The following is a 22,629-nucleotide window of genomic DNA, read 5'->3' on the forward strand; positions in this document are numbered from 1 at the left end:
AATGAGCAATACAGGACAGGGGATTAGGACAATGGCCGTGACCAATAGTCAGAACGAAAAGGGCGTAATCAACTCGCCAAAGCTTGGCCTGATCATGACGACGGCCTTGGCCAGTGTTGCCCTGACGGGTTGCACGACTTCGGTCGCTGCCCCAGCAGGAAGCTCCTTTGCCAAGGCGCAGGTCGCTCTTGAAAATGGTCAGGTCAATCAGGCTGTCACGCACGCAGAGGCTGCAGTCCTTTCCGAGCCCCGCAATCCGGGTTTCCGCGCTATGCTCGGTGCAGCTTATCTCGAATCCGGCCGGTTTGCCTCCGCAGCAACCAGCTTCAACGACGCTCTGGAACTGGGCGATGAGGACCCTCGCACGGTGCTGAGCTACGCGCTCGCCAAGACTGCCATGGGTGACCACAGTGATGCTGTCGCCATGCTCCGCAATTGGGAAGCTGCGATTAACCCTGCCGATCTCGGCCTGGCTTACGCATTGGCCGGTGATCCGCAGCGCGGCATCCATATCCTGACCAACACCCTGCGCGGTGGCCACAATACCGCCAAGGTTCGTCAGAACCTCGCTTATACATATGCGTTGGCTGGAAACTGGCGCGCAGCCAGCGTGATGGCGGCAGAAGACGTGCCTGCCAATGAACTTAAAGGACGCCTGTCCAGCTGGGCAGCAAACGCGAAACCAGAAGATCACCAGATCCGCGTCGCAAATCTGCTCGGTGTCAGCCCGTCGAGCGACGGCGGTCAGCCGACCTATCTCGCGCTTTCCAATTTCCCAAGCCAGGACATGATGGTGGCCGAAGCCACCGCGCAGGCTCCCGTGGAAGTCGCAGCGGATTTCGTCGCTGAAGAGCCAGTGGCTGCGCCTGCGCCCACGGTCGCCGCAGTCGCTGCGGCACCTGCGCCTGCAGCGGCACCTGCCGCGAAGCCGGCTCGGCGCTATATATCGCAGGCCGTCGTTCAGAAATTGCCTGTTCGAACGGCGAGCAAAGCTGTCACCAAACCCGCTGCAAAACCGGCACCGACCCGCATTGCAAAATCGCCTTCGCAGCGCCGCATGGCGGTCGCGACCGGCAAAGCCGCAACGCATCTCATCCAGCTCGGTAGCTTCAACAGCCGCGCCGTCGCTGAAACCAAATGGGACGAATTTACCGCGAAATTCCCTCAGCTGAAGAACCACGACGTCGTGATCACCGAAGCTGTGGTGAACGGAGCCACATATTTCCGCGTCGCGGCTGCCGGTTTCGGCCAGTCGACCGCGAACAAGATGTGCTCGGCCGTAAAATCGGCAGGCCGCGGATGCTTCGCCTATGCTGCTTCCAGCCCGCCAGCAGGTGCCGTGGATCGCGGCGTACGGATTGCCGCCCGCACCCGCTAAATACGGTCTTCGGTTCTAAAGATTAGCCCTCGGAGCGAACGCTTCGGGGGTTTTTCTTTGCAGGACTAGACCCGCACGCCGCCCTTAAACAGTGTGCTCACCCGTCCTTGAACGCCTTGCCTGTCGAACGGCGTGTTATCGGCGGTCGCTTTCATCCTGCTGCGATCGACGAACCACGGTGCGTCGGGGTCGATAATCGCGATATCGGCCTCAAGATCCGCCTCCAGAGCCCCCGCTTCGACGCCCAGCAGCTTTGCCGGATTGGTCGCAAGCAGCTCAAACGCGCGCGCGGTATCGATAACTTCATCACGCACCAGCCCCAGCGTCATCGCGAGCAGTGTTTCGGCCCCTGCCATACCCGGCTGCGCGTCGGCAAAAGGAAGCCGTTTGCCTTCGGGTCCGCGCGGATCGTGGCCGCTCGAAATCACGTCCACGACGCCATCACCGATGGCGGCAAGCGCCGCTTGCCGGTCGGCCTCTGAGCGGAGCGGAGGTGACAGGCGCGTGAAAGTGCGGAAATCGACCGAAGCGAGATCCGAAAGCATGAAATGCGCGGGCGTTATACCGCAGGTTACCTTGACGCCCCGCGCTTTGGCATCGCGAATGAGCGCGAAACCGCGTGCCGTCGTCACTTGCCGAAAATGAAGGCGCGCGCCTGACATTTCGGCGAGCGCGATATCGCGCGCGAGCGCGAGCGCTTCCGCCTCGGCAGGCGCACTGGGCAAGCCGAGCCGGGTCGCAATTTCGCCAGCGGTCGCGGCAGCCTCCCCAGTAAGCGCGGCGTCCTCGGAATGCGCGACCACCACTAGATCGAGCATCGCTGCATACTGCAGCAGACGCAGCATCACACCGCTATCGGCTATCCAGCTGCGGCCCGTCGAAACACCGCGCGCGCCCGCATCCTTCATGAGAGCAATCTCTGCAAGCTCCCGCCCCTCCAGACCGCGCGTGGCGGCGGCGAGCGGATGCACCCAGAGATCGGGTTTTCCGCTCTTGGCGATGTAATTGATCCGGCTGGGGTAATCGAGCGGCGGAGATTGATCGGGCATCAGCGCAGCGCGCGTGATCCCGCCGAAGCGAAATGCGGGCTTATCGATCGCAAAAACACCCAGATCCACGATCCCGGGGGCGACCAACTTGCCTTTGGCATCAATCACTTCGTCCCCGTCCCGAGCCGATGTTTCAGTCCCGATCGAGGAAATCAGACCATTTTTGAGCCGGATAGCGCCGCTCACGACCCCGCCGGGTGTCATCAGCCTTCCGCCCACGATCGCCAAGGGGCGCGTCTGTTTCATGTCCAGCCCTCCACCCCGCGCGCGGCGCGTGTCAGGATGTCGAGGCAAGCCATGCGGATCGCCACGCCCATCTCGACCTGCTGCGTGATAATCGACCGGTCGAGCATGTCGGCAACTTCGCTGTCAATTTCCACACCGCGGTTCATCGGCCCGGGATGCATGACGATTGCATCGTCCGCTGCATGGTCGAGCCGCGCTTTCGTCAGACCATAGAGGTGGTGATATTCGCGCTCCGACGGGATGAATTGTCCCGCCATGCGCTCAGACTGAAGGCGCAGCATCATCACCACATCAGACCCCGAAAGCGCATCGCCGAAATCGAAGAACGGCTCCACCCCGAGCGCATCGATACCTGTCGGCATGAGCGCGGGCGGAGCGCAGACGCGCACGCTAGCGCCCATAGCCTGCAGGCACAGGATATTCGAGCGCGCGACCCGGCTGTGCAGGATATCTCCACAAATCGTGACCGTCAGCCCGGTGAAATCCTCGGCGCTGTCTCCGCGCTCGCGCAGTTTATGCCGCAGTGCGAGCGCATCGAGAAGCGCCTGCGTCGGGTGTTCGTGACTACCATCCCCAGCGTTCAGGACCGGGCAATCGACCTTGTCCGCAATCAATTGTGTTGCCCCGCTCGACCCGTGCCGGATAACGATCGCATCGGCACGCATGGCGTTGAGCGTTATCGCCGTATCGATCAGCGTCTCGCCCTTCTTCACCGAACTTTGTGCGGCGTGCATGTTGACGACATCGGCCCCCAGCCGCTTGCCCGCGATTTCGAAGCTAAGCAGGGTCCGGGTGGAGTTCTCGAAGAAGGCATTGATAATGGTGAGTCCGGTCAGCAGACCGACATGCTTCGCGCTCTGCCGGTTCAACTCGATCCATTGCTCCGCCTGATCGAGCAGGTAGAGAATCTCATGTCGCTCCAGCTGGCCGATCCCGGTCAGATCGCGATGCGGGAATGCGAGACGTCCCGCGGGAAAGCGGCCAGACGTCGTGGAAGTTTCCGTACCTGTCATTAAAGCCATGCCCTTAGTCGAGCGGTATGTCCTGCTCAACCCATTGGTTGCACACTTCACAATGGAAATGACCCGGTTTCGTCCCTAGATGAGACGAGAAATCAATCGCGGCCGCGTGCCGCGACATTAAGGGCGCATGATATATGAGTTTTGTCGGCAAGATCTGGAAATTCCTGGTTGGGGTCAAGGATGGTCTCGTCCTGATCTTCATGCTGCTGTTTTTCGTTGCCCTGTTCAGCCTGCTTTCCGCTGCGCCCAATCCGGGTCAGGTGCGCGATGGCGCTCTCTATATGGATATCTCGGGATATGTCGTGGAAGAGCGCTCCGCAGTCGATCCCCTCGCCGCGCTGCTTGCCAGGGAAGCTCCTCCGATGGAGTTTCAGGCGCGCGATCTTGTTCGTGCACTCGATGCAGCCGCCAGCGACGACCGCATCAAAGCGGTGGTGATGGACCTCACCACGTTCATCGGAGGCGGGCAGGTTCACCTGCAGGAAGTCGGCGAGGCGATGGAGCGCGTCCGTAAGGCGGACAAGCCGGTCTTCACTTATGCACTCGCCTATGGCGATGATCACATGCACCTCGCCGCCCACGCGTCCGAGGTCTGGGCCGATCCCTTGGGAGGCGCGCTGATTGCGGGGCCCGGAGGCAACAATCTGTATTACGCCGACCTTCTCGACCGTTTGAACGTCAACGCCCGCATCTACCGCGTCGGCACATTCAAGGCCGCGGTCGAACCCTATTCACGCAATTCCATGTCGGATGAGGCGCGGGAAAACATCTCCGCGCTCTACGGCGCACTTTGGGAAGAATGGCAGGCCAACGTAAAAAAGGCCCGCCCGGCCATAGATCTCGACCAAGTGACCAAGGATCCGGTCGCCTGGGTCGAAGCCAGTCAGGGTGACCTCGCAAAAGCTGCGTTGGCCGCGGGACTTGTCGACAAGCTTGGCGACTCCGTCGAATTCGGTAACCGCGTGGCCGAGATCGTGGGTGCTGACGATTGGGACAAGAGCCCTGGCAGCTACGCGAAGAGCGATTTCCTGCCATACCTTGCCGATACCTCGCGTTCGACCAGTGGCAAGGCCATCGGCGTCGTGACGATTGCCGGCAATATCGTGGACGGTGACGCCGGACCGGGCACCGCTGGCGGGACGCGGATCGCCGACTTGCTCAACGATGCTCTCGACGATGATCTCGCCGCTCTCGTCGTACGGGTGAATTCGCCCGGTGGGTCGGTGACGGCTTCGGAAGAGATTCGCCGGGCAATCGCGCGGTACAAGGCCAAGGACATTCCGGTCGCGGTTTCGTTTGCCAATGTCGCAGCGAGTGGCGGATATTGGGTCGCCACTTCGAGCGACCGGATCTTTGCGCAACCCGAAACCATTACCGGGTCGATCGGCGTCTTTGCAGTCTTGCCAACGTTCGAAAACGCAGCACAGGAAATCGGCGTCAGCTCCGATGGCTATCGGACCACACCTCTGTCGGGGCAGCCAGACCTCATTGCGGGCCTGACGCCCGAGGTGGACACGATTCTGCAAGCCACAATTACCGATACCTACGCCGATTTCCTCGAGCGGGTCAGCGAAGCGCGCGGCATGACCCCGGCGCAGATCGACACCCTTGCTCAAGGGCGTGTCTGGGACGGCGGCTCGGCCCGTCAGCTTGGACTGGTCGACCAATTCGGCGGTCTTGACGACGCGGTTAAATGGGCAGCCAAGGAGGCCGGTCTGGAAGAGGGCGGCTGGCACTCCCGGTTCCTCGGCGCGCAGGCGACAAACTACGATTCGCTCATTCGGCAAATTCTGGCAGGCTCATCAACCCCGGCTCAGCAGGTGCGCAGCGCGGACCTGTTTGCCACAGCGGCGCATCAGAGGGAGATCACGCTCTCGCGCCTGCTGGCCGATGCCGAGCGGCTAACAGGCACGCGCGGTATTCAGGCCTATTGCCTTGAATGCCCGGCCGATGCTCCGCCCGCCCGCAGCAAAGGCGCAGTGGGCCTCATTGATGTGCTTCGGGCGCTGGTCGCCAAGTAGCGCCGGCCACAATCGGCAACTCTTGCGACGGCAGAGACGGCAAAGTAAATGCGCCCCCTGCCCTTGCCTCAAGGCAAGCGAGCGGGCGCGTAGCTCAGGGGTAGAGCACACCCTTCACACGGGTGGGGTCGCAAGTTCAATCCTTGCCGCGCCCACCATTGTTTCCAGATGCTTACGCTAAAGGGCCAACAAAAAGCCAAATAACTCTTGCCGAGCCATATTCCGTTTTAAGCAACGACGGTCCATGAGAGGCTGGCACGTTGAACTTGCTATTCGTCTGAGGGATTGAGGAAATCGTAGCGACTAGCTACGCTGCGATAACCTCCAAACCGGACTCTAAGTGACACTAATCAGGTCCGCAGCAACAAGCGGTTCAATGGCTTGTCGAAGCTCCCAGAACGGGCGTCCTATCTTCTCCGCAATCTCGAATAGCGAGCGCTCACCATCGCAATATGAAATCATATTCATCATTACACGGACGTGATCCGTCGATCCGCGAATGGACACATTCGGGTAAAGACCTCTCTTACCTAATTGCGGTTCACCAAGAACCCGAACTCTTGGCACAAAATCCTCTTCAAGAACGGTAATCGCCCGCTCTAACGCCAAATAACCACCTTCGAGCCCAGATGCGGTCACCACACCTCCAAGCGTGTCTTTCGACGTGTGATATTCAGGATATTCGCCATACTTTGAACGCATGATCGATGCCATGGGTAGGTCGACGCCAGGGGCGCAGTATTGGCGTTCATCACTGCCACGATCCAGCCACGTATAACGTGTGAATGCTGGGGCTTGATGGGTCAGCACATGAACGGCAATTCTGTCGGCAATTGAATTCTCTCTCCGGGAAGGGAGATATGAATAATCGCGGTCATCGCCGATACAGGTGATATTGAAACCCGCGACCACCCTGGCTTTCAAATGTGGGAGATTCTTGCTGAGGTACACGAGTGAACCGATAGTTTCGGGCACGAAAGCAATACGGTACGTATATTTGCGTTTTTTGCTTTGTAGCCAACGGACAATCGCGGCGGTCACAACGGGCCCAGATAATTCATTATTCGCCATCGAGGGGTGGCATATATATGTTGACAGGAAGATTTCGTCCTCGCTCTCACCAGGAATAATGATGTCTGCGTAGTTTAGATGGCCCGGCTCCAAGGTTGAGTCGATGTGGACGCGGTATTTGCCATTGGATAGCGCTTTTCGCGCTTTATCCGTTAAACAGAAACCCCAACGCCTACGATAATATGACGTAACATAGGGTATGGCATCCGGCTCATCGGGTAGCGAATAGAGGTGTTCCTGGAGCTCATCCAGATCGAGGGTAGCGTCTACTGGTTCCGAATACCCCATGAGATGAAGGTTGTTTTCAGAGAAATCAGCAATGCGTTTTCCTCCAGGGGTTTCGATAAAGGCGGACTTTGCACACCATTCATCGGGCACGGTCCAATCAAAAGCCTGGTATCCAGTCGGCACGGATTTGATGTTGAGAAGCGGAAGCTCGCGGCGCAGCCTTTCAAGCGTTTGCCGAACTCCTGGGCCGGTAAGCGACCTCGGAATCGGCCAAAGCTCCTTAGCGAGTTCATAACACCATTCGCCTACGCGCATTTGTCTAACTCAAATAGGTACTGCTCAGCTTCTCCGGCCCGAATGACAGCTTCGACTTCATCGAACAGATCATTAGCGCTTATGATTCGAAGTCCACTGTCTTCTTTCGGTCGATCTCCCCGATAAAGACCTTTCGCCCACAAGCGTTCACCCATTCGGTCCACACTCGTTTTTACGCCCGCGTCCAGATCACGGACGTAGATGCTGTACGTCCGCTCTGTGGTCATCCCTTCGCGGTCCACATATGTACCTGTGAAATCCTTGTGGAATCGATACGGGACTTCCAGCATCTCCTCCACATGATGGTAGATGGTCATCGATTGTTGGTCTGGAAGATCGATAACGCCAATCTCTCCCTCGAGTTCGCGTAGTTTGGCAAAGGGGGAGTCAGGACCATAAGCTGATTTGTTGTCCATTCCCTCAAATTCGGACGCATTCCGGCCGATTACGGCGAAGGAATAAACCGGGTGTCCAGTTCGCACAGCCCCTGGCCATTTCCGGCCAATTTCAGTCAGGGCCCCCATATGACTTGGAGTGGATCTATAATCAAAAGGCACACCCTCATTGAAGTCAAAGTTGAATAGAGGAAGAAGTAAAGTTCCTTCACGACCCAGCTTCTCCAATATTGCAGAAATAACATCTTCAGGCTTCATGCGATTCTGCTGTAGAGTTCGCGTGATTGAGCTGTGCAACAGAAGAGTACTGCCGGGCTTTATCGAAGCTTTTGCAAAAGGATTTTTCGGCGTGGTCATTTCTGTATGCTCCCGTGAACGATGACAGGAAAGTCAAGATTGACCACAGTTTCATTATCCAAACAACAGTCGGTCATCCGATTTGCCCAGATGAAGTTGCAAGTCCAGTTTCCAAGCGCGGCGAGCGGAACTCATTCCTCCAGTCAGTGGGCAGCAAGCCATTCGCCGGATCGTTTGGCGGCGCACCGCAGAGAGAGACCTGAAATCCATCCTCCTCATATGGACGCGAGGATTACGCTTTTTCCGGTCTGTATAGCCCATAAAAAACAGGCGCGACTCCCAAGGCGATCGCGGCCACCGCCAGGGCCCAAATAACGCGGCCAGCTTAGTTTGGCCTCTTGAAAGGGACTTAGGGGATTATCAGGCAAAAGATCCAAGCTGCCGACCGTCTCACGATTCCCAATCGTCAGCGGCAGCACCCGACCTTCTGACTTCTTTGGGCTTGCAATTTCGGCTGAGCCTCACCGTAACTGCTCGCCGCTTATAGAGTGTGAGCGATCGCCAAATCAGCATCCAGCCAAATAGATATCGCCGCTCTTTAGCATTTCGATGGTGCTCCAAATCGAAAGAGCCCAACTGACGTCAGCAAGGGATTTCCTGAGATCATACGGGCTGCCTCAAAAACCGCCGGTATCGACGATCAATAACGAGCGGGCTTCGCCACATAACGTCTCGGCTGCCTAAAATCGGCCAGCGATATTCATGAAAGGCCCATGGCTGGAATAGCTTTGATCTGTGAGGTCGTCCGAAAAATCTGACCAGGAATATCCGACGCCAACTTTCACTTGATCACCTACGTGGCGATAAATCGCACCCAGACCGCCCAGGCGTTGATCGTCTGCGAGCGGCACCCAAAGAGCCCGACCTTCTACGAGAACGTCCCATGCCTTCAGGACATTGTAATCGAGTCGTGCGACGGCGAGGTGTGCTTCCGAACTGACGAACACGTCCGAATTGCGACCGAGTGATACGCGGCCATCCCGATAGCCATATCGCGTGCCGAGTGTCAGCTTCTGCGTTAAATCGAAATTCACATCAGCGCTGAAAATTGTGCTGACCTGTCTCGGGCTCTCGATCTCGCTGGATCCGGTAATCTGGCCAACCGGCCCAAGGTCCTCGAAAAACTGAAACCTGAAGAGGCCGTTGATGCGCTCGTTGTCAACCGGTCGCCAGGCTAAACCGGCAATGGCTTCGGTGAATTCCGCCGCCCTTATCGATGTGCCATCGGTATCTGCCCGAGCAAGGTTAAGCTGTGCAAGCGCTCTCCAATCGGGATCGATTGTATAGCTCAGATTGTTGCGCAGCAGCCAGACGGTCTGATCGCTGAACGCCCCCCCGCCCTCGCCTTCTTCGCGGCGAACCTCCACGGCTGAGCCAGCGCGGAAGTCCTTGGCGGTGTATCCGAAGGCGAGAGAAGCTGCCACACGTTCGAAGAGACCTGTTTGCGGGTCATCGATTTCGCCGTTTTCAAAGGACGCCGTGACATTCATTCGCTCATTCGGAGCGAATTGCAGGCCGAAGCTTCGCGACAGGCTAGTTGCCACTCCGCCTACGCTAGTGCGGTTTTCGCCAAATACCGACAAGCTGTCCGAAAAACGCTGCCGGCCGCCAACAACCAGCGCGCCGCCTTGCTGCGTGGTAAACAGGTTTTGTGGCTCTACCCCGGTGTCTGTCCGGTCGGCCAGTAACGTGTATCCCACATACGCTTCTGATCCATCGCCCAGGCGCTGGTTCACTTGCAAATCTGCGCCCAAACCTCCGTCGCCGCCTGACATCTCGCCTCTGACCGAGGTGCGATCAGACACTTCGATGCTACCGCCAATGCCCGCGCGGTTATTTCGGCCGCGGCTGGCATCGCGATCAAGCGTTGCCTGACCGAAAGCGTGGACCACCAGATTGCTGCCAGCGGGCTGGAATTCCACCTCCAGCGCGGTGTCCGTCCGCTCGCCATCCTGCGCCGAATTAAACAATATGCCGGGCGCGAGATCGTCATAGCGAACCCCGATACTGGTCGTCAGGCCCCCGCCGGCTACAGCAAAGCGATTGGAAACATCCAGCTCGCCGGTGCGGCTCGTCCCGCGGTCTTCCGCCTTGAATTCGTCGTAGCCGACACTCAGTCTTCCGCTATCTGCCACAGGAACCGAGGCTGCCAATTTCCATCGACGTGTTTCGGTGGGCGCGAGGCTGCCGGCTGCCGAAAACCCGCGATCACGGTGTTCAAAGAACGCTGAAACGCTGCCGCGATCACCCTGAACTTTCGCAAGCTCAGCAAAATCGACCCCTAACTCGGCGCGAAAAGCTTCTGAGGTCTGGCCCGAACCCGGGTTCGCGATGTTGGCAAAAGAAAGCCCGCCATCGACAGAATTGGCCTGAGCAAAACCTGGTCCGTCGCTCTGAGCCAATTCTGTCTTGATGTAAGTACCGGCCGTCAGGCGCATCAGAAGGTCGGCACCAAGAAGGGTTTGATCCGCTTCTTCCACGGTGTCTCTCTGTGCGATTGCGCCCAATCGGACGTTTTCACCGAGCCACGCGGTTCCGCGACCACCCAGGGTATAGCCATCAAAGCTGCCGATACCGGGCGTGTATTCGTAACGCACTACAAGCACTGGGATATCGCCCGAACTGCTGCCTTCACGCACTGTGTCGCTGCGGCGGGCGTTCGACGAAAGCGGACGGAGCAACGTTAGTCTTCCGTTGAAAGGGTCGAAGTCGTAATCCTGACGCGGATTAAGGTCATAACTCTCCAGGGTGATCCCGGTCTCGCGGTCGCGTACCTCAACGCGCACGCGTTCCGACCCGATCGTGATATCCTGCCGCTGCAAGAAATAGAGCGATCCACCCGTCCCACGAAACTCCTCGCGAGCGGGAACAGTACCGGGATCGGAAGCAAAGGCGAGCAGTTCGGCCTTCCTTTCACCGAAGCTTGTTGTTTCAGCCGAATTGAGGTCAATTAATGCGCCGAACAATCCGCGATCCAGTTGCACCAGATCGGTTCCGGTCGCCTGCGCGACGAAGTTTCCGATCACGCCCTGGCTCAGCCCGTTCTCGATGCGCATGTAGAAGCGACCTTGCGTAGGCGCATCTTCGACCAGCGTGGAATCATCGCCATAGGTCGGATAAAACTGCTCGGAATTGAGCCGGCGCAGCAATTGGCGCGGATCCTTGCGATCAAGATTCGACAGCAGATCCTGCACCAACGCCTCGCGTGTATCGACTGAAGCGGTTATCTTCCAATCACGACCGAGTGGTCCTTTTGCGTAGAAAGCCGCTCTCCCGATGGCATATTCTCCATCCGTCAGCGTACTGCCGCTCACTTCTTCAGCTGGCCCGTCGGACCAGTTCGAACCGAGCGTCAATTCACCTTGGCCGACGATAAACCAGCTTTCGCGGCCGCGTTCTATGTCACGCAGCGCCGCATATCGGACCGATCCATTCTCGCTGACTGTAATCAGGATATCGTCGGTTGACTGAGGCAGAATTTGTTCGCTGACAAATCGCCCTTGATCGTCGATCGGTACGCTTTGGTCTCCAACCCGCACGACCTGTGACTTCTGGTTCGCTTGGCCGGTCACGGTGACGGTCGAGACGCGTCGGCCCACTATCGTCCGCGTAGCCGCCTCGTCTCTGCTCCCGAAGAGTGGCCGCTCGACAGGGTCATCCTGCTCAGGCCTTTCCTGCAGCAGGCTCAATTCCTGCGGTGCCGTCTCATCGAACCGGCCGGCCTCATCATAGACCCGGTAAACGAAGAACATGTCGGCAGGGGCGCTGTCATCCGGTTGCCAGGTGGCTTTACCGAGCTTGTCCGTGGGTAGAATGGCATAAGGGATCGAATTGGTGCTTGCACCGGCTTCGAAGAGCCGCACTTCACGATGAGCCACCAGTGCGCGGTAATTGCTGTATGTTGCGAACTCAGCGCGCTCTCCGCGCAGAATTGCGCGATGTTCAGCTTCCAACCGTACAGCGAGCACTGGATTTGCGCGCCGTTCTTCTACTCGAACTTCAATCTTGTGCGGGTCGGTATCAACCCCTGGTTCAGCTGTATTCCGACTCGTCGAGTTTATCGGGTTCTCTTCTCCCTCGACGGGACTTGCGAGCGCTGCGACATCGCTCTCCTTGGTGCCCCCAGATACAGCATTTGCTGGCGAGATTGCGACAAGCACTGATGCAATCGAACAGCCAGCCAGCATCGGGGCGCGTACCGAACGAAGGAATGGCGTTGAGAAAAGGGGGAAACGCATCAGCATCACTCCTCTCCCTCGCCATCGACCGCGCGGATCGCGTCGACGCTAATGAGAGCATCGTGACCATTTCGGCGGTCACCGAAAGCAGCTCTCAGCGCGTCACGAATAGCGGACAGTCTCTCGGCCACTTCGTTTTCGCTATCGGACGGAGCAATCCGATAAGTCGCCCGTATGATCGGCTTGCGATCCTGCGAATTCGCTTCTTCGAGGAGGCGAGCTCTGAACTCAGGAGAGATCGAACCGTCCTCGGCAAATGAGCTTGCATCGAGCACAAAGCTCTTGGTTTCGACTTGCACCGCACCAAAGTTGAGCTCGCCCATCTTACCGCGCGTAAGCCGGATGGAGCGGGGGTTATCTGTAGTGGCTGCCCAACCTTGAGGGAGTGTTTCCTCGTCGAGGCGCAGCACGAAGTTCGACCCGATGCGCGCATCGGGAACGGCGGCACACGCAATGTGGTAGCGGCCGAATTCGTCCGTAGTGATCAGCTCGCCATTGACCGTGGCGAGACGCACGGCCGGGATGCCGGGCTCGCCTTCGTCCTGATACCCATCTCGATCGCTGTCTTCGAAGACCTGACCAATGAGTTCAGAACAATCAAAGAGGGTGCTGGGCACAATCGAGACAACGGCGGTTCCGCGATTGGAAATCGAGCTACCTGTAGCGCCATCTTCGGCTACGGCCGTATTGATCGCGCGGCCCTCGGTGATCCCGGAGCCTACGACCAGGACCAGATCGTACGTCACACTACCACTGGCCGGAATGATCTGATCTTCCCATACCAGCTCGCGATTGGCGTTACCGGGTGATGGTTCGACCGGCGTGCCATTTACCCGCGCCGTGCCGTCGACATAGGCCAAACCGGACGGCAAGACATCGACGACATCGACGTCGGCTCGCCGGAAAGCCTCATCGTTGCGGACTGTGATGGTATACGGGACCAAATCGCCTGTGCTGGCCGAACGGCGGGTTGAGGTTTTCGTTACGATCAGTTCATTACGCGACAGAAACGGGTCGATCGGGATGTGGTTGTTGATGATGTCCGGATCGCCCGCCTCCAGTTCGAAGGCGATGAAATACACAGGGTCCCCGCCGGTCGGAGCAGTCGGTGTCGTACTGACTCGTAGAGGAGAGCCTCGCCCGGTAGGGTCGAGCGAATTGCCCTGCGGAGGCAGAATTGTCGAGCTGAAGCTGGAGCCCGCTGGAGGGGTGATCAGTATCGTATATGACGTTTCGCTAACCGGACATGCGGCGTCTGCCCCAGGGACGATATCGAACCGGTAGGCGCCCGACGACCCGGTTACCTGATCGCTCTGCGATTCATCGATGTAGCAGTCTTCGGGCAGCGCGGTGCCGTTGGCGTCTACGAGCGTCGCCGTCGCTCCAGCGACTGGCGCACGCGTGACAGCGTCGTAGATTATGCCCGACGGATCGATCGGCAGGTTCTGATCGGGGAGAGTTTGCCCATCCTCCAGCCGAATGCCGGTGATCTCCTCAAACACTACGCCCGTTTCGGGGTCGCGGAAACGGATGGCGTATTCGGCGCCCCCCGGTAGGCCAGGGAAAGTGTAGCTCCCGTCGGCCCCGGTCGTTGCACTTTCAACCAGCGTCTCTCCGCTGAGGACCTCTACCGTCCATCCGCTCAAGACTGGTTCTTGCGCGCTCAAGTCGCGGTCACCATCGAGGTCGAGGAAAACGGTCCCGGCCAGCTCACCAAGCGTCCGCACGACATCGAGCGTTACACTCGCGATCTCGCAATTGTCCGGCGCTGCTGTTTCGCAGATCTGGTAATCGAAGCTGTACTGTCCTTCGGGCGTGCCAGCGGATACGCCAACCGCACCCGTCGCGAGGTCGAAGGTAATGCCAGCGGGCAGCGTCGCCCCCGGTGGGATCGACAAACCAGCATTGGCAGGAGACGCAGCGGCCTCGTCCAAAGTGTCGTTGTCGAAGACATTCAACACGTCTGCCGCGCCGGTAGAGCCGTTGATATCACTGGCACTGTCGTCGGTAGCGGCAATTGCAGCCAATACATCGGTCACGAGCGTTGCGGAGTTGTTGGACGTGTCGCGGTCGACCGCAGAACCCGGCAAGGTAACAGTCGCTGTATTTGTCACATCACGCGCAAGCAGCACTCCCGCCGTCGCAACCGCGACGAACGGGAGGATGCTGGTCAGCATGCGCGCTAGCGGCATGCCGGGCAGCCCCAGTTGGCTCCGAGAGAGATACATAGGCAAAACCGTTGCGCCTCAGCCGCGTCCTGAGCCTCAGTCGACCGAACAGGAGTAGGTGACGGTGACATTCTCGCCGGCATTGATGGTGCCAAGCGCAACGCCTGCGCCCGTCAAGCTGCCGACAGTGGGGCTGCCGCTAGGCGCACCGGCCGAAGCCGTCCCGCCAAATGTAAGCGTGCCGGTAGCGGGGCACGTGAGGCCGGCTCCAGGGCTATCGCTGACGATTGCACCGACGGCGGCATCCGGACCGGCATTCGAAACGGTCAAGACGTACGTGAGCGTGTCGCCAGACATGACACCATCGTTGTCATTGTTGGTCTTGGCAATCGACAGGTCGACCGATGGCGAGACCACGACAGTTGCGGTTGCCGTATCGGTATTGCCCGAGTTGAGCGCATCCTCGATCTGATAGGTGATTGTATATGTGCCCGCGGGAGTGTTGGCCGGCACATCGATCGTGCCATCGACGGTGCTGAGTACCGGAACGATGCTGCTGCCGCCGATCCCGCTTGCCGGAGTCACAACCGTGATGTCGACATTGGCGAGGGTTGCTTGACCGCCGTTGAGCTCGTCATTCCCCAACACATCGATGACGTCGTCCGCCCCTGCTACTCCGTCGGAAACGGCAGCAGGACCATCATTCACGGCATCAATTAATGGCGCGACGACCGTGACCTGCGCGGTTGCTCGGGAGCAGTTGGTCGGGTTCAGTTCTTCGCAGATCTGGTAGACGATGTCGTAGGTTCCAGCAGGCGTGCCCGCAGGGACAGAGATATTGCCATCTGTGATGTCCAGAGTCGGAACCGGATCGCCCGGATTGACCGGGGTTGCGGCGGTGACGACGGTAATATCGACATTGCCGACATTGGCCGTGTTGGAGCCTACCCTGTCGTTCGGAAGAACGTTCAGTACATCGTCTGCTCCCGCAGTACCATTGATGCCGCCCACGCTGTCACTGGTCGCAGCAATGGTCGCAGCGACGACTTCCACATCGATTGTAGCAGTCGCGCAATTGCCGGAATTGACCACATCACAGATCTGGTAGGTAATTTGGTAATCGTCCGCAGGCGTGCCTGCCGGGACCGATACTTGACCGGTCGTAATGTCGAGGGTCGGAACGGGGTCACCTGTGTTGACCGGGGTTGCTGCAGTTACCACCGAAAGGGTGACATTGCCGCTCGCTCCGACAGAAGCTGCCACGCTATTGATAAAATCGCCGTCGAGAGCATTCTCGATATTGGCCTGCCCAGCAGCCCCTGCGATTGGACCAAGCGTCTCATTGTCAGCACTGATCGCCGGCGCAGTAACAGTCACTGTGACAGTCGCATCATCGCAATTGTCCGTGCGGCCCGCCTCGCAAATTGTGTAGTCGAATGAATATGTACCAGCCGGAGTGCCGGCGACGACGTCGACAGTCCCGTCATTGGTGTCGAAGGTCAGTTGACTAGGCACGGAGGAACCGCTTGCGACAGTGATGTCGACATCGCTTGCCGAAGGTACCGAGCCGTTGAAATCGTCGTTACCAAGGACGCTGATTATGTCCGTGATGCCCGGCCCACCCGCAGTGGTGCTCGCGCTATCGTCATTTGGGGTGATGTTCGCCAGCAATGTGTCGGTGTCAGAAGCCGAATTGTTGGCTGTATTCGTATCGGTAGTTCCCGAAGGGGCCGCTACAGTCGCCGTATTCGACACTGATTGAGCGAAAGCCGTGCCGGGCATTGCAAGCGCCACCAAAGGCAACGCACTCGCGAACATCCGGCCCATTGGAAGGCGAAGTCCGAAGCTTCCTGTCACCTTCATGTTCGAATTCCCCTGTTTGCAGAAAGTCATGTCAATTCACCTGGCAAGAGTAAGAAAGAGTGGCCGACTGGCCATTATCGAGGGTGCCCAGCGTGATGCCGGTCCCGGAAAGATCTGAAAAAGCGAATGAGCCGGCAGGAGCGCCGTCGCCTGTAATTGTGACTACAGCGCCCGGATCGCAGGAAATCCCTGCACCCGGTGCGTCGGTTACTAGCGGCCCAACAGCTTCGTCCGGCCCGTTGTTCGTCACGGTCAAAGTGTAGGTGGTGGTCGAACCGGAGAAGACTTCATCCACGCCGTTCGACTTGACGATCGCGAGGTCCACCTGCGGAGAAACCGTAATTGTGGCGACCGCGCTGTCGCAATTCGCGGGAACGCTGTTGATCTGGCAGATCGTGTAATCGACGGTGTAGGTGCCCGCTGGTGTCGCAGCAGCCACGCTTATTTCTCCACTGCTCTCGTCTAGAGTGACATTGGCATTCGTGGTTGCGTCTTGTGAAATCGTGACATTCGCCGTCGTAGCCGCGTCGCTACCGGCCGTGTTCGGATCATCCAGCGTGTCATTGCCAAGGACATTGAGCACATTGGTCTGACCATCAACTCCGTTTACTCCATCTTCGGAATCGTCCTGAGCGTCGATCGGAATGGGCGACCAATTGAAGTTCCAGAACGAAATGGTGTTGTTGCCGGAGATCCCGGAGTTCTTCCCGGCAAGCACTCGCACTTCATCGACCAACACGCCGGCCGGAACGGTGACCTCGCCATAATTTAGAGTAAGATCCTGGCTCGCGCCGTTATTGTTGCGGCTGGCGACTTCCAAGGTCGTTGGCGAAAGCAGCTGCGCCGAGATGACGTTGCTGCCGTTGACGCTCGAGCCTGTGAAATATGCAGTCGAGACGTTCAGGGCCGTGCCCTGGTAGAAAAACTGGATGCGGTTTGTGTCCTGAAAATCCAAGCCGCCGATGCGGAACGTCAGGTTTTCGACACCGCGCGTGAAATCGATTGTGTAAAATGCAAAACGATTCTGGTTAACCGGGACATTCGTTGCTTGCAGGTAGAGGATCTGGATCCCGTTCTGGACCCGGTATTCGACCCCCCCGTTCCACCTACCGCCACCGTTAACCGAATAACCGAAATCGAACTGCGCTCCGTTGTACGGCGTCGTTCCCGCGGCGCTGTCGCTGGCACGGTCTTGCAACGTCCCGGATGCGGTGTTGCTGCTATTTTGATCGGTGTTGAGCGGCACGCCGCCATTGTGGATATTGGCTTGCGCCCATGCCGAGGAAGAAGCAGCAAGAAGGGCGAACCCGAGCAATACGCGCACGAAGGCGCAGCGGATCGTGTTCGCCATGCGAACACCCGCGGTCTTATCGCCTATTTCTGAACCGCCGTATCCGGCGAACTCGCACTGCATTTCCAAGCCTTCGAATAATCTTTGTTCATCAAGATCATTTCGTGAGGTGGGCGCAGCAGAATTGGGTAAGCACCGCCCCCCTCGGTGAAACTCCGAGGGGGTAATGAACGGAAATGGTTAACAAATCGGTTAGGGAGTTGCCCTAGGATGGGGCTAATGAATGCTTAGGTTCTTGTTGCTGGTCGCAAGCCAAAATCTCGAGGCGCCTCGGATTGTCTTACGCCAGCGAATAGATGTGATCTGCTCCATCTCGGCTGCCCGTTCGGCACCGATGGTAAAGATGTTAGGTTGCGATTTACGGAGGATTTGGGCCTCGACGTTGTAACGAATGAACCAAATTCATGCTGAACTCCTCAAATACTGCAAGACCCATCGGCGCTCCTTGGCCAAGACGGATTACGGATCGTGCTGGAGGGCCTGCGCGGTAATAAGTCTATCGCCGACGAGATGAAGGATCTGCGCTTAGAGACGCACGATCTCAAGGAATGCGTGGCTGAACCTAATGCTGAGAACCGTCTGCTCAAACAAGCATCACGAGAATGGGCGAAGACGACGAATGAGGTATTCCGCATAAGAGTTGCTTGATGTCCACCGGATCGTCGAGATGGCACCGGAACATAGTGGGCTGGAGCCTAGGAAGCTGGGGATACGCTTCACTGGGGCGACGTGCGACTTCGTCTTGGAATCCACCATCTACCGCCTGCTCGAGGCCAATAATCCGATCACCAGCTCCGCCTCCACTTTGATAATCGCGGCAGAAATGTTCCTAACCAAGACCTTCCGCCCGGACGAGATGTGACAGACTACTTCATCCACTTCGATATCTCGCGGTGAAGCCGGGTCTACCTCTCGATCGTGCTCGGCGACTTCTCACGCAACATCATCGCCTGCAAGCTAGGTATTACCAAGTGGGCCGAAACCTCTCCGCGACGCTCAGCTTATAATTGCCGGCTCGGGCTTTGACCACGTCAGCGCGCTGCACAGGCCGCGCCTGCTCGGTGCCAATGGCGCCAGCTAGATTGCTGGCGAGCTGACCGACTACATTAAGTCCAACAGAATATTTCATGTGCGCGATGCACCATTCCATCCGCAGTCCCAGGGCAAGATCGAGCGCTGACGCAGGGCACTCAAGAACCGAATCCGGTTGGACAACTACGTTATGCACGGGTGACCATGGGCATCAGATCGAGGCCTTCGTCGAGCGCCGCAATCAGCGGCGCCACCACAATTACCTCGGAAATGTGACACTCGCCGATTCCTACTCCAAATGGCACCTGCCATCATAAAACGACGAGGAAGGATCAAGAGGCAGACACTCGAATACGGCAGCTTGTAAAATCGCAAGTTCGCCGCCCAAATGCCCCACCAAGACGAAGCCGGACTCGGCAAACCTCCGCCGCAGCTCGTGTCAGAAGTTCTGATGCGAGACAGCTGCCAATCCCGCTGTCGATCAATCGTAGCATCCAACGCTGCAAGCTCGGCAACAGCCCTCAATGCAGCCAATCTAACCAACCAACACGGTGTTGAATTCATGCTTGTAAAAACCGAAACCAAACAAAGAGATGACACAATGCTCTGCCACAGTTTGTCGTCTTAAGCAGTCTCAGCTTGCAACAGGCTTCGCACTTCACAAAGGTCTGGTCACAACCTCAGCTCATACCGCGCCCACCATTGCTTCGGCTCGGAAAATTGGCGATCGCTCAGTCGCCCTTGGCGATACCGTTTGCGAGTAATGCGTTTACCGCGCCCGCGATTTCGACAGAGGTCCGCACATCCTCATTGTCGCTCCACACAGCGTAGCGTAGCCCGACAAATACGTTCATTCCCATCACCGCCCACGCCTCTAGCTCGCCAAGCCCTGTTCGAAATTCACCAGCAGCGGATCCCGCTTCAAGTCGAGCCCGAATACGATCGGCGATCGTTTCGTAATGTGCGCGGTAGCTTTCCGGGTCGACGAATTCGGCTTCGTCGATAATGCGATATATTTCCTTATGCTCGCGCGCGAAATCGAGGAATGCAGCAAGAGCCGCCTGCTCGATCTCCAGCGCGCTCATATTCGGCACAAGCGCCGATCGTGCACTCGATTTAACGTTCTCGCTCATGTCCGCAACGAGTGCGCGGAACAGCGCGTCCTTGCTATCGAAGTAAGTGTAGAAACTGCCCAGCGCGACGCCGGCGCGGCGGGTGATCGAACTGACGGACGCTTCGTGAAAACCCTTCTCACCGAATTCCACGGCCGAGGCATCAAGCAATTTGCGCAGCGTACGCCGTCCGCGCTCTGTGCGCGGGATCTTTGCATCCGTTGACGCCCCGTCTGCGACTTTGGTCGGGCTGCCCCCTCGATCCGTCATTCGCTACTCCTCCCACGCTGGCACTAAGGGCGCAAGCGGTCTTGCACAAGACTAAACTTGAAAGTTGGTTCAACTTTCAATACTTAGAGCGCACAAGGGTTTTTGGGAGAGGGCCAACCTATGAATATGATGTTCGTCACACGCGCTGCACTGTTCTCAGGCTGCGCAAGCTTAGCGATGCTCGCGGCGCCTGCCGCAGCGCAAGAGAGCGAGCCGTCGGGCGCTCCCGGCGACGAAGACGCCGCGCCGCCCATGATGGAAACACAGGGCCAGGGCATGATCGTGACCGCAAGGCGGCGCGAAGAGCGTTTGGCCGATGTTCCGCTTTCGATAACGGCAATCACCGGAGAGGCGCTGGAACAGCAGGGCGTGCTCGAACTGACCCAGATCGCACAGCAGGTGCCAAATATTACACTCGAGGTCAGCCGCGGCACGAACACAACGCTGACGGCTTTCATCCGCGGGGTAGGCCAGCAGGATCCAGTCGCCGGATTCGAGGCGGGCGTCGGTTTGTATGTCGACGACGTCTATCTCAACCGCCCGCAAGCAGCCGTACTTGACGTGTATGACGTGGAGCGCATCGAGGTGCTTCGCGGGCCACAAGGCACGCTCTACGGCCGCAACACGATCGGCGGCGCAATCAAGTACGTGACGGCTGAGCTGCCCGACGATCCCAGCCTTTCGATCAGAGGCACCTATGGGTCGTTCGACCAGGCCGATCTTATCATCACCGGCTCGACCCCGCTCACCGACACATTGAAGATTGGCGCGAGCGGCGCGCGGCTTTCACGTGGCGGGTTTGGCGACAACCTCAATCTCGGCACGGAAAACTACAACAAGGACGTGTGGGCCGCACGCGGGACCCTCGAATTCGACAACGGCCCTGTGTTCGTTCGGCTATCTGGCGATTACATTATCGACGAGAGCGAAGCGCGGCAGGGCACACGCTTGATACCCGGACTGCTCTCGGGCGCCCCGGTTCTCGACGACGTTTTCGACACGCGGGCTGGTCTGGACATTGTGGAACAGGAGGTCGAGGCCTATGGCGGCGCGCTGAATATCGCGATCGAATTGACCGAAACGATCACGCTGAAATCGATCACCGGCTACCGCGAAGACAAATCGACCACGCCGATCGACTTCGACAGTCTGCCTGCCGCCGACCTCGACGTCCCGGCCATCTACGAAAACGATCAGTTCAGCCAGGAATTGCAGCTTCTTTACGAAGGCGACCGGCTCTCGGGCGTTCTTGGTTTTTACTATCTCGACGCCGACGCCTTCACCGCCTTCGACGTCGCGCTTTTCACGACCGGCGACTTCATCGGCCTTCCGGGATTGAACGCGCAAACCCTGGGCGATGTGGGCACGCAGACATGGTCGGTGTTCGGTGATTTCACTTTCGACGTTACCGATACGCTGAGCGTCTCGCTAGGCGGTCGCTATACGAATGACGAGCGGACCAGCCGCGTCCTGCGGACCACCTTCATCGGCGGGTTCTCCGATTTGTTCGATCCGAACAGTGCGGCGATCCCGATTGCGGTGACCAGCGATTTCGAAGGCAGTGAGACGTTCGAAGATTTCAACCCGCGCGCATCGATCAGCTATCAGCCAACGCCGGATCACAACTTTTACTTCACTTTCAGTCAGGGTTTCAAAGGCGGCGGCTTCGACCCGCGCGGCCAGACGACTGCGGCACCGGATCTCGATGGCGATGGCGATATCGATTTCGATGATCAGTTCGAATTCTTGCGCTTCGAGCCCGAAACTGTGGACAGCTATGAACTGGGCTGGAAGGCCTCGTTGCTGGATAACCGCCTCAACATCGCAATTGCGGGCTTCCTTGGCCAGTATGACGACGTGCAGATCCCCGGCTCCGTCGGGCTCGACACCAATGGCGACGGCGTGAACGACAGCTTTATCGGGATCACTTCGAACGCGGCCAGCGCGGACGTCAACGGGATCGAATTTGAAGGCAACGCTCTGGTCGGGCGGGATTTCGCGGGCGAGGGAAGCAGGCTGAACGTCAACTGGTCGCTCGGTATTCTCGACGCCGAATTCAACACCTTCATCGACGCTTTCGGCAACGACGTTGCCGACGAGAGGGTGTTCCAGAACACCCCCGATATCACCGGTCACATGGGCTTCGTGCTAGGCATTCCTGCAGCCGACGGAATCATCGATTTCCTCGGCAATGCTTCGCTCCGTTCGGATGCCAGCCAGTTCGAAGTGCCGAACCCCTTCCTCGACCAAGATGGTTTTGTGTTGGTCGATGCGAGCATCGTCTACACCGCCGATAGCGGACGGTTCTCGATCGGTGCGCACGGCAAGAACCTGTTCGACAAAGAGTACATCGTTGCCGGATACAACTTCGTCGCGGGCGGCACGCCTCCCGGCACACCGTTCGTTCCAACACTCGGCCTCGAAGGCACTTTGACGGGTTTCTACGGCGACCCGCGCAGGTTCTACGTTACGGCCGAAGTCAACTTCTGACCCTCTCTCCAGGGGACCGGGGA

At 58.3% G+C, this 22,629-nt stretch carries 13 protein-coding genes and 1 tRNA gene; 5 read left to right on the forward strand and 9 right to left on the reverse strand.

All coding sequences use genetic code 11. The annotated features are described in order from the left end of the window. The first annotated feature begins 31 nt into the window (after positions 1–31). A complete protein-coding gene (locus KCG45_RS02220; protein WP_218315506.1) occupies positions 32–1,378 on the forward strand; it encodes an SPOR domain-containing protein in 1,347 nt (448 codons plus the stop codon). A gap of 65 nt (positions 1,379–1,443) precedes the next feature. On the opposite strand, the gene KCG45_RS02225 is transcribed toward KCG45_RS02220, so the two are convergent. Both KCG45_RS02225 and KCG45_RS02230 read right to left on the reverse strand, forming a co-directional pair. After that, positions 1,444–2,673, reverse strand: a complete 1,230-nt coding sequence (locus tag KCG45_RS02225; RefSeq protein WP_218315507.1) for a dihydroorotase — start codon at positions 2,671–2,673, stop codon at positions 1,444–1,446. Beyond that, positions 2,670–3,686 carry an aspartate carbamoyltransferase catalytic subunit gene (locus KCG45_RS02230; protein ID WP_218315508.1) on the reverse strand — a complete coding sequence of 339 codons (1,017 nt, stop codon included), beginning with the start codon at positions 3,684–3,686 and terminating at the stop codon, positions 2,670–2,672. The genes KCG45_RS02225 and KCG45_RS02230 overlap by 4 nt, the downstream gene beginning before the upstream one ends. 143 nt (positions 3,687–3,829) lie before the next feature. Here KCG45_RS02230 and sppA point away from each other — a divergent pair, with 143 nt between their 5' ends. Beyond that, complete coding sequence (gene sppA / locus KCG45_RS02235; RefSeq protein ID WP_218315509.1) at positions 3,830–5,716, forward strand: signal peptide peptidase SppA; 1,887 nt, start codon at positions 3,830–3,832, stop codon at positions 5,714–5,716. Between the two features lie 83 nt (positions 5,717–5,799). Next, positions 5,800–5,874, forward strand: a tRNA-Val gene (locus KCG45_RS02240). A 178-nt stretch (positions 5,875–6,052) separates the two neighbouring features. Here the strand turns inward: KCG45_RS02240 and KCG45_RS02245 are convergent. From KCG45_RS02245 to KCG45_RS02270, 6 genes are all read right to left on the reverse strand, one after another. Continuing rightward, complete coding sequence (locus KCG45_RS02245; RefSeq protein WP_218315510.1) at positions 6,053–7,330, reverse strand: DUF4910 domain-containing protein; 1,278 nt, start codon at positions 7,328–7,330, stop codon at positions 6,053–6,055. Beyond that, positions 7,321–8,082 carry an AAC(3) family N-acetyltransferase gene (locus tag KCG45_RS02250; RefSeq protein WP_218315511.1) on the reverse strand — a complete coding sequence of 254 codons (762 nt, stop codon included), beginning with the start codon at positions 8,080–8,082 and terminating at the stop codon, positions 7,321–7,323. The genes KCG45_RS02245 and KCG45_RS02250 overlap by 10 nt, the downstream gene beginning before the upstream one ends. Before the next feature lie 680 nt (positions 8,083–8,762). Continuing rightward, a complete protein-coding gene (locus KCG45_RS02255) occupies positions 8,763–12,320 on the reverse strand; it encodes a hypothetical protein (RefSeq protein ID WP_218315512.1) in 3,558 nt (1,185 codons plus the stop codon). 5 nt (positions 12,321–12,325) lie between these two features. Beyond that, the gene (locus KCG45_RS02260) at positions 12,326–14,512 is read right to left on the reverse strand and encodes a DUF11 domain-containing protein (RefSeq protein ID WP_218315513.1); all 2,187 of its coding nucleotides are present in this window, start codon (positions 14,510–14,512) and stop codon (positions 12,326–12,328) included. Between the two features lie 72 nt (positions 14,513–14,584). Further along, positions 14,585–16,381 carry a beta strand repeat-containing protein gene (locus tag KCG45_RS02265; protein ID WP_218315514.1) on the reverse strand — a complete coding sequence of 599 codons (1,797 nt, stop codon included), beginning with the start codon at positions 16,379–16,381 and terminating at the stop codon, positions 14,585–14,587. A gap of 1 nt (position 16,382) precedes the next feature. Next, on the reverse strand, positions 16,383–17,765 hold the full coding sequence (locus KCG45_RS02270) for a DUF11 domain-containing protein (RefSeq protein ID WP_218315515.1): 1,383 nt from the start codon (positions 17,763–17,765) through the stop codon (positions 16,383–16,385). A gap of 604 nt (positions 17,766–18,369) precedes the next feature. Here KCG45_RS02270 and KCG45_RS15650 point away from each other — a divergent pair. After that, on the forward strand, positions 18,370–18,564 hold the full coding sequence (locus tag KCG45_RS15650) for a hypothetical protein (RefSeq protein WP_439648894.1): 195 nt from the start codon (positions 18,370–18,372) through the stop codon (positions 18,562–18,564). A 901-nt stretch (positions 18,565–19,465) separates the two neighbouring features. Here the strand turns inward: KCG45_RS15650 and KCG45_RS02280 are convergent. Next, the gene (locus KCG45_RS02280; protein WP_218315516.1) at positions 19,466–20,116 is read right to left on the reverse strand and encodes a TetR/AcrR family transcriptional regulator; all 651 of its coding nucleotides are present in this window, start codon (positions 20,114–20,116) and stop codon (positions 19,466–19,468) included. Between the two features lie 120 nt (positions 20,117–20,236). Here KCG45_RS02280 and KCG45_RS02285 point away from each other — a divergent pair, with 120 nt between their 5' ends. Then, positions 20,237–22,606, forward strand: a complete 2,370-nt coding sequence (locus tag KCG45_RS02285) for a TonB-dependent receptor (RefSeq protein ID WP_218315517.1) — start codon at positions 20,237–20,239, stop codon at positions 22,604–22,606. Positions 22,607–22,629: the final 23 nt, after the last annotated feature.

Source organism: Erythrobacter ani (assembly GCF_019204025.1).
Classification (GTDB): Bacteria; Pseudomonadota; Alphaproteobacteria; order Sphingomonadales; family Sphingomonadaceae; genus Erythrobacter; species Erythrobacter ani.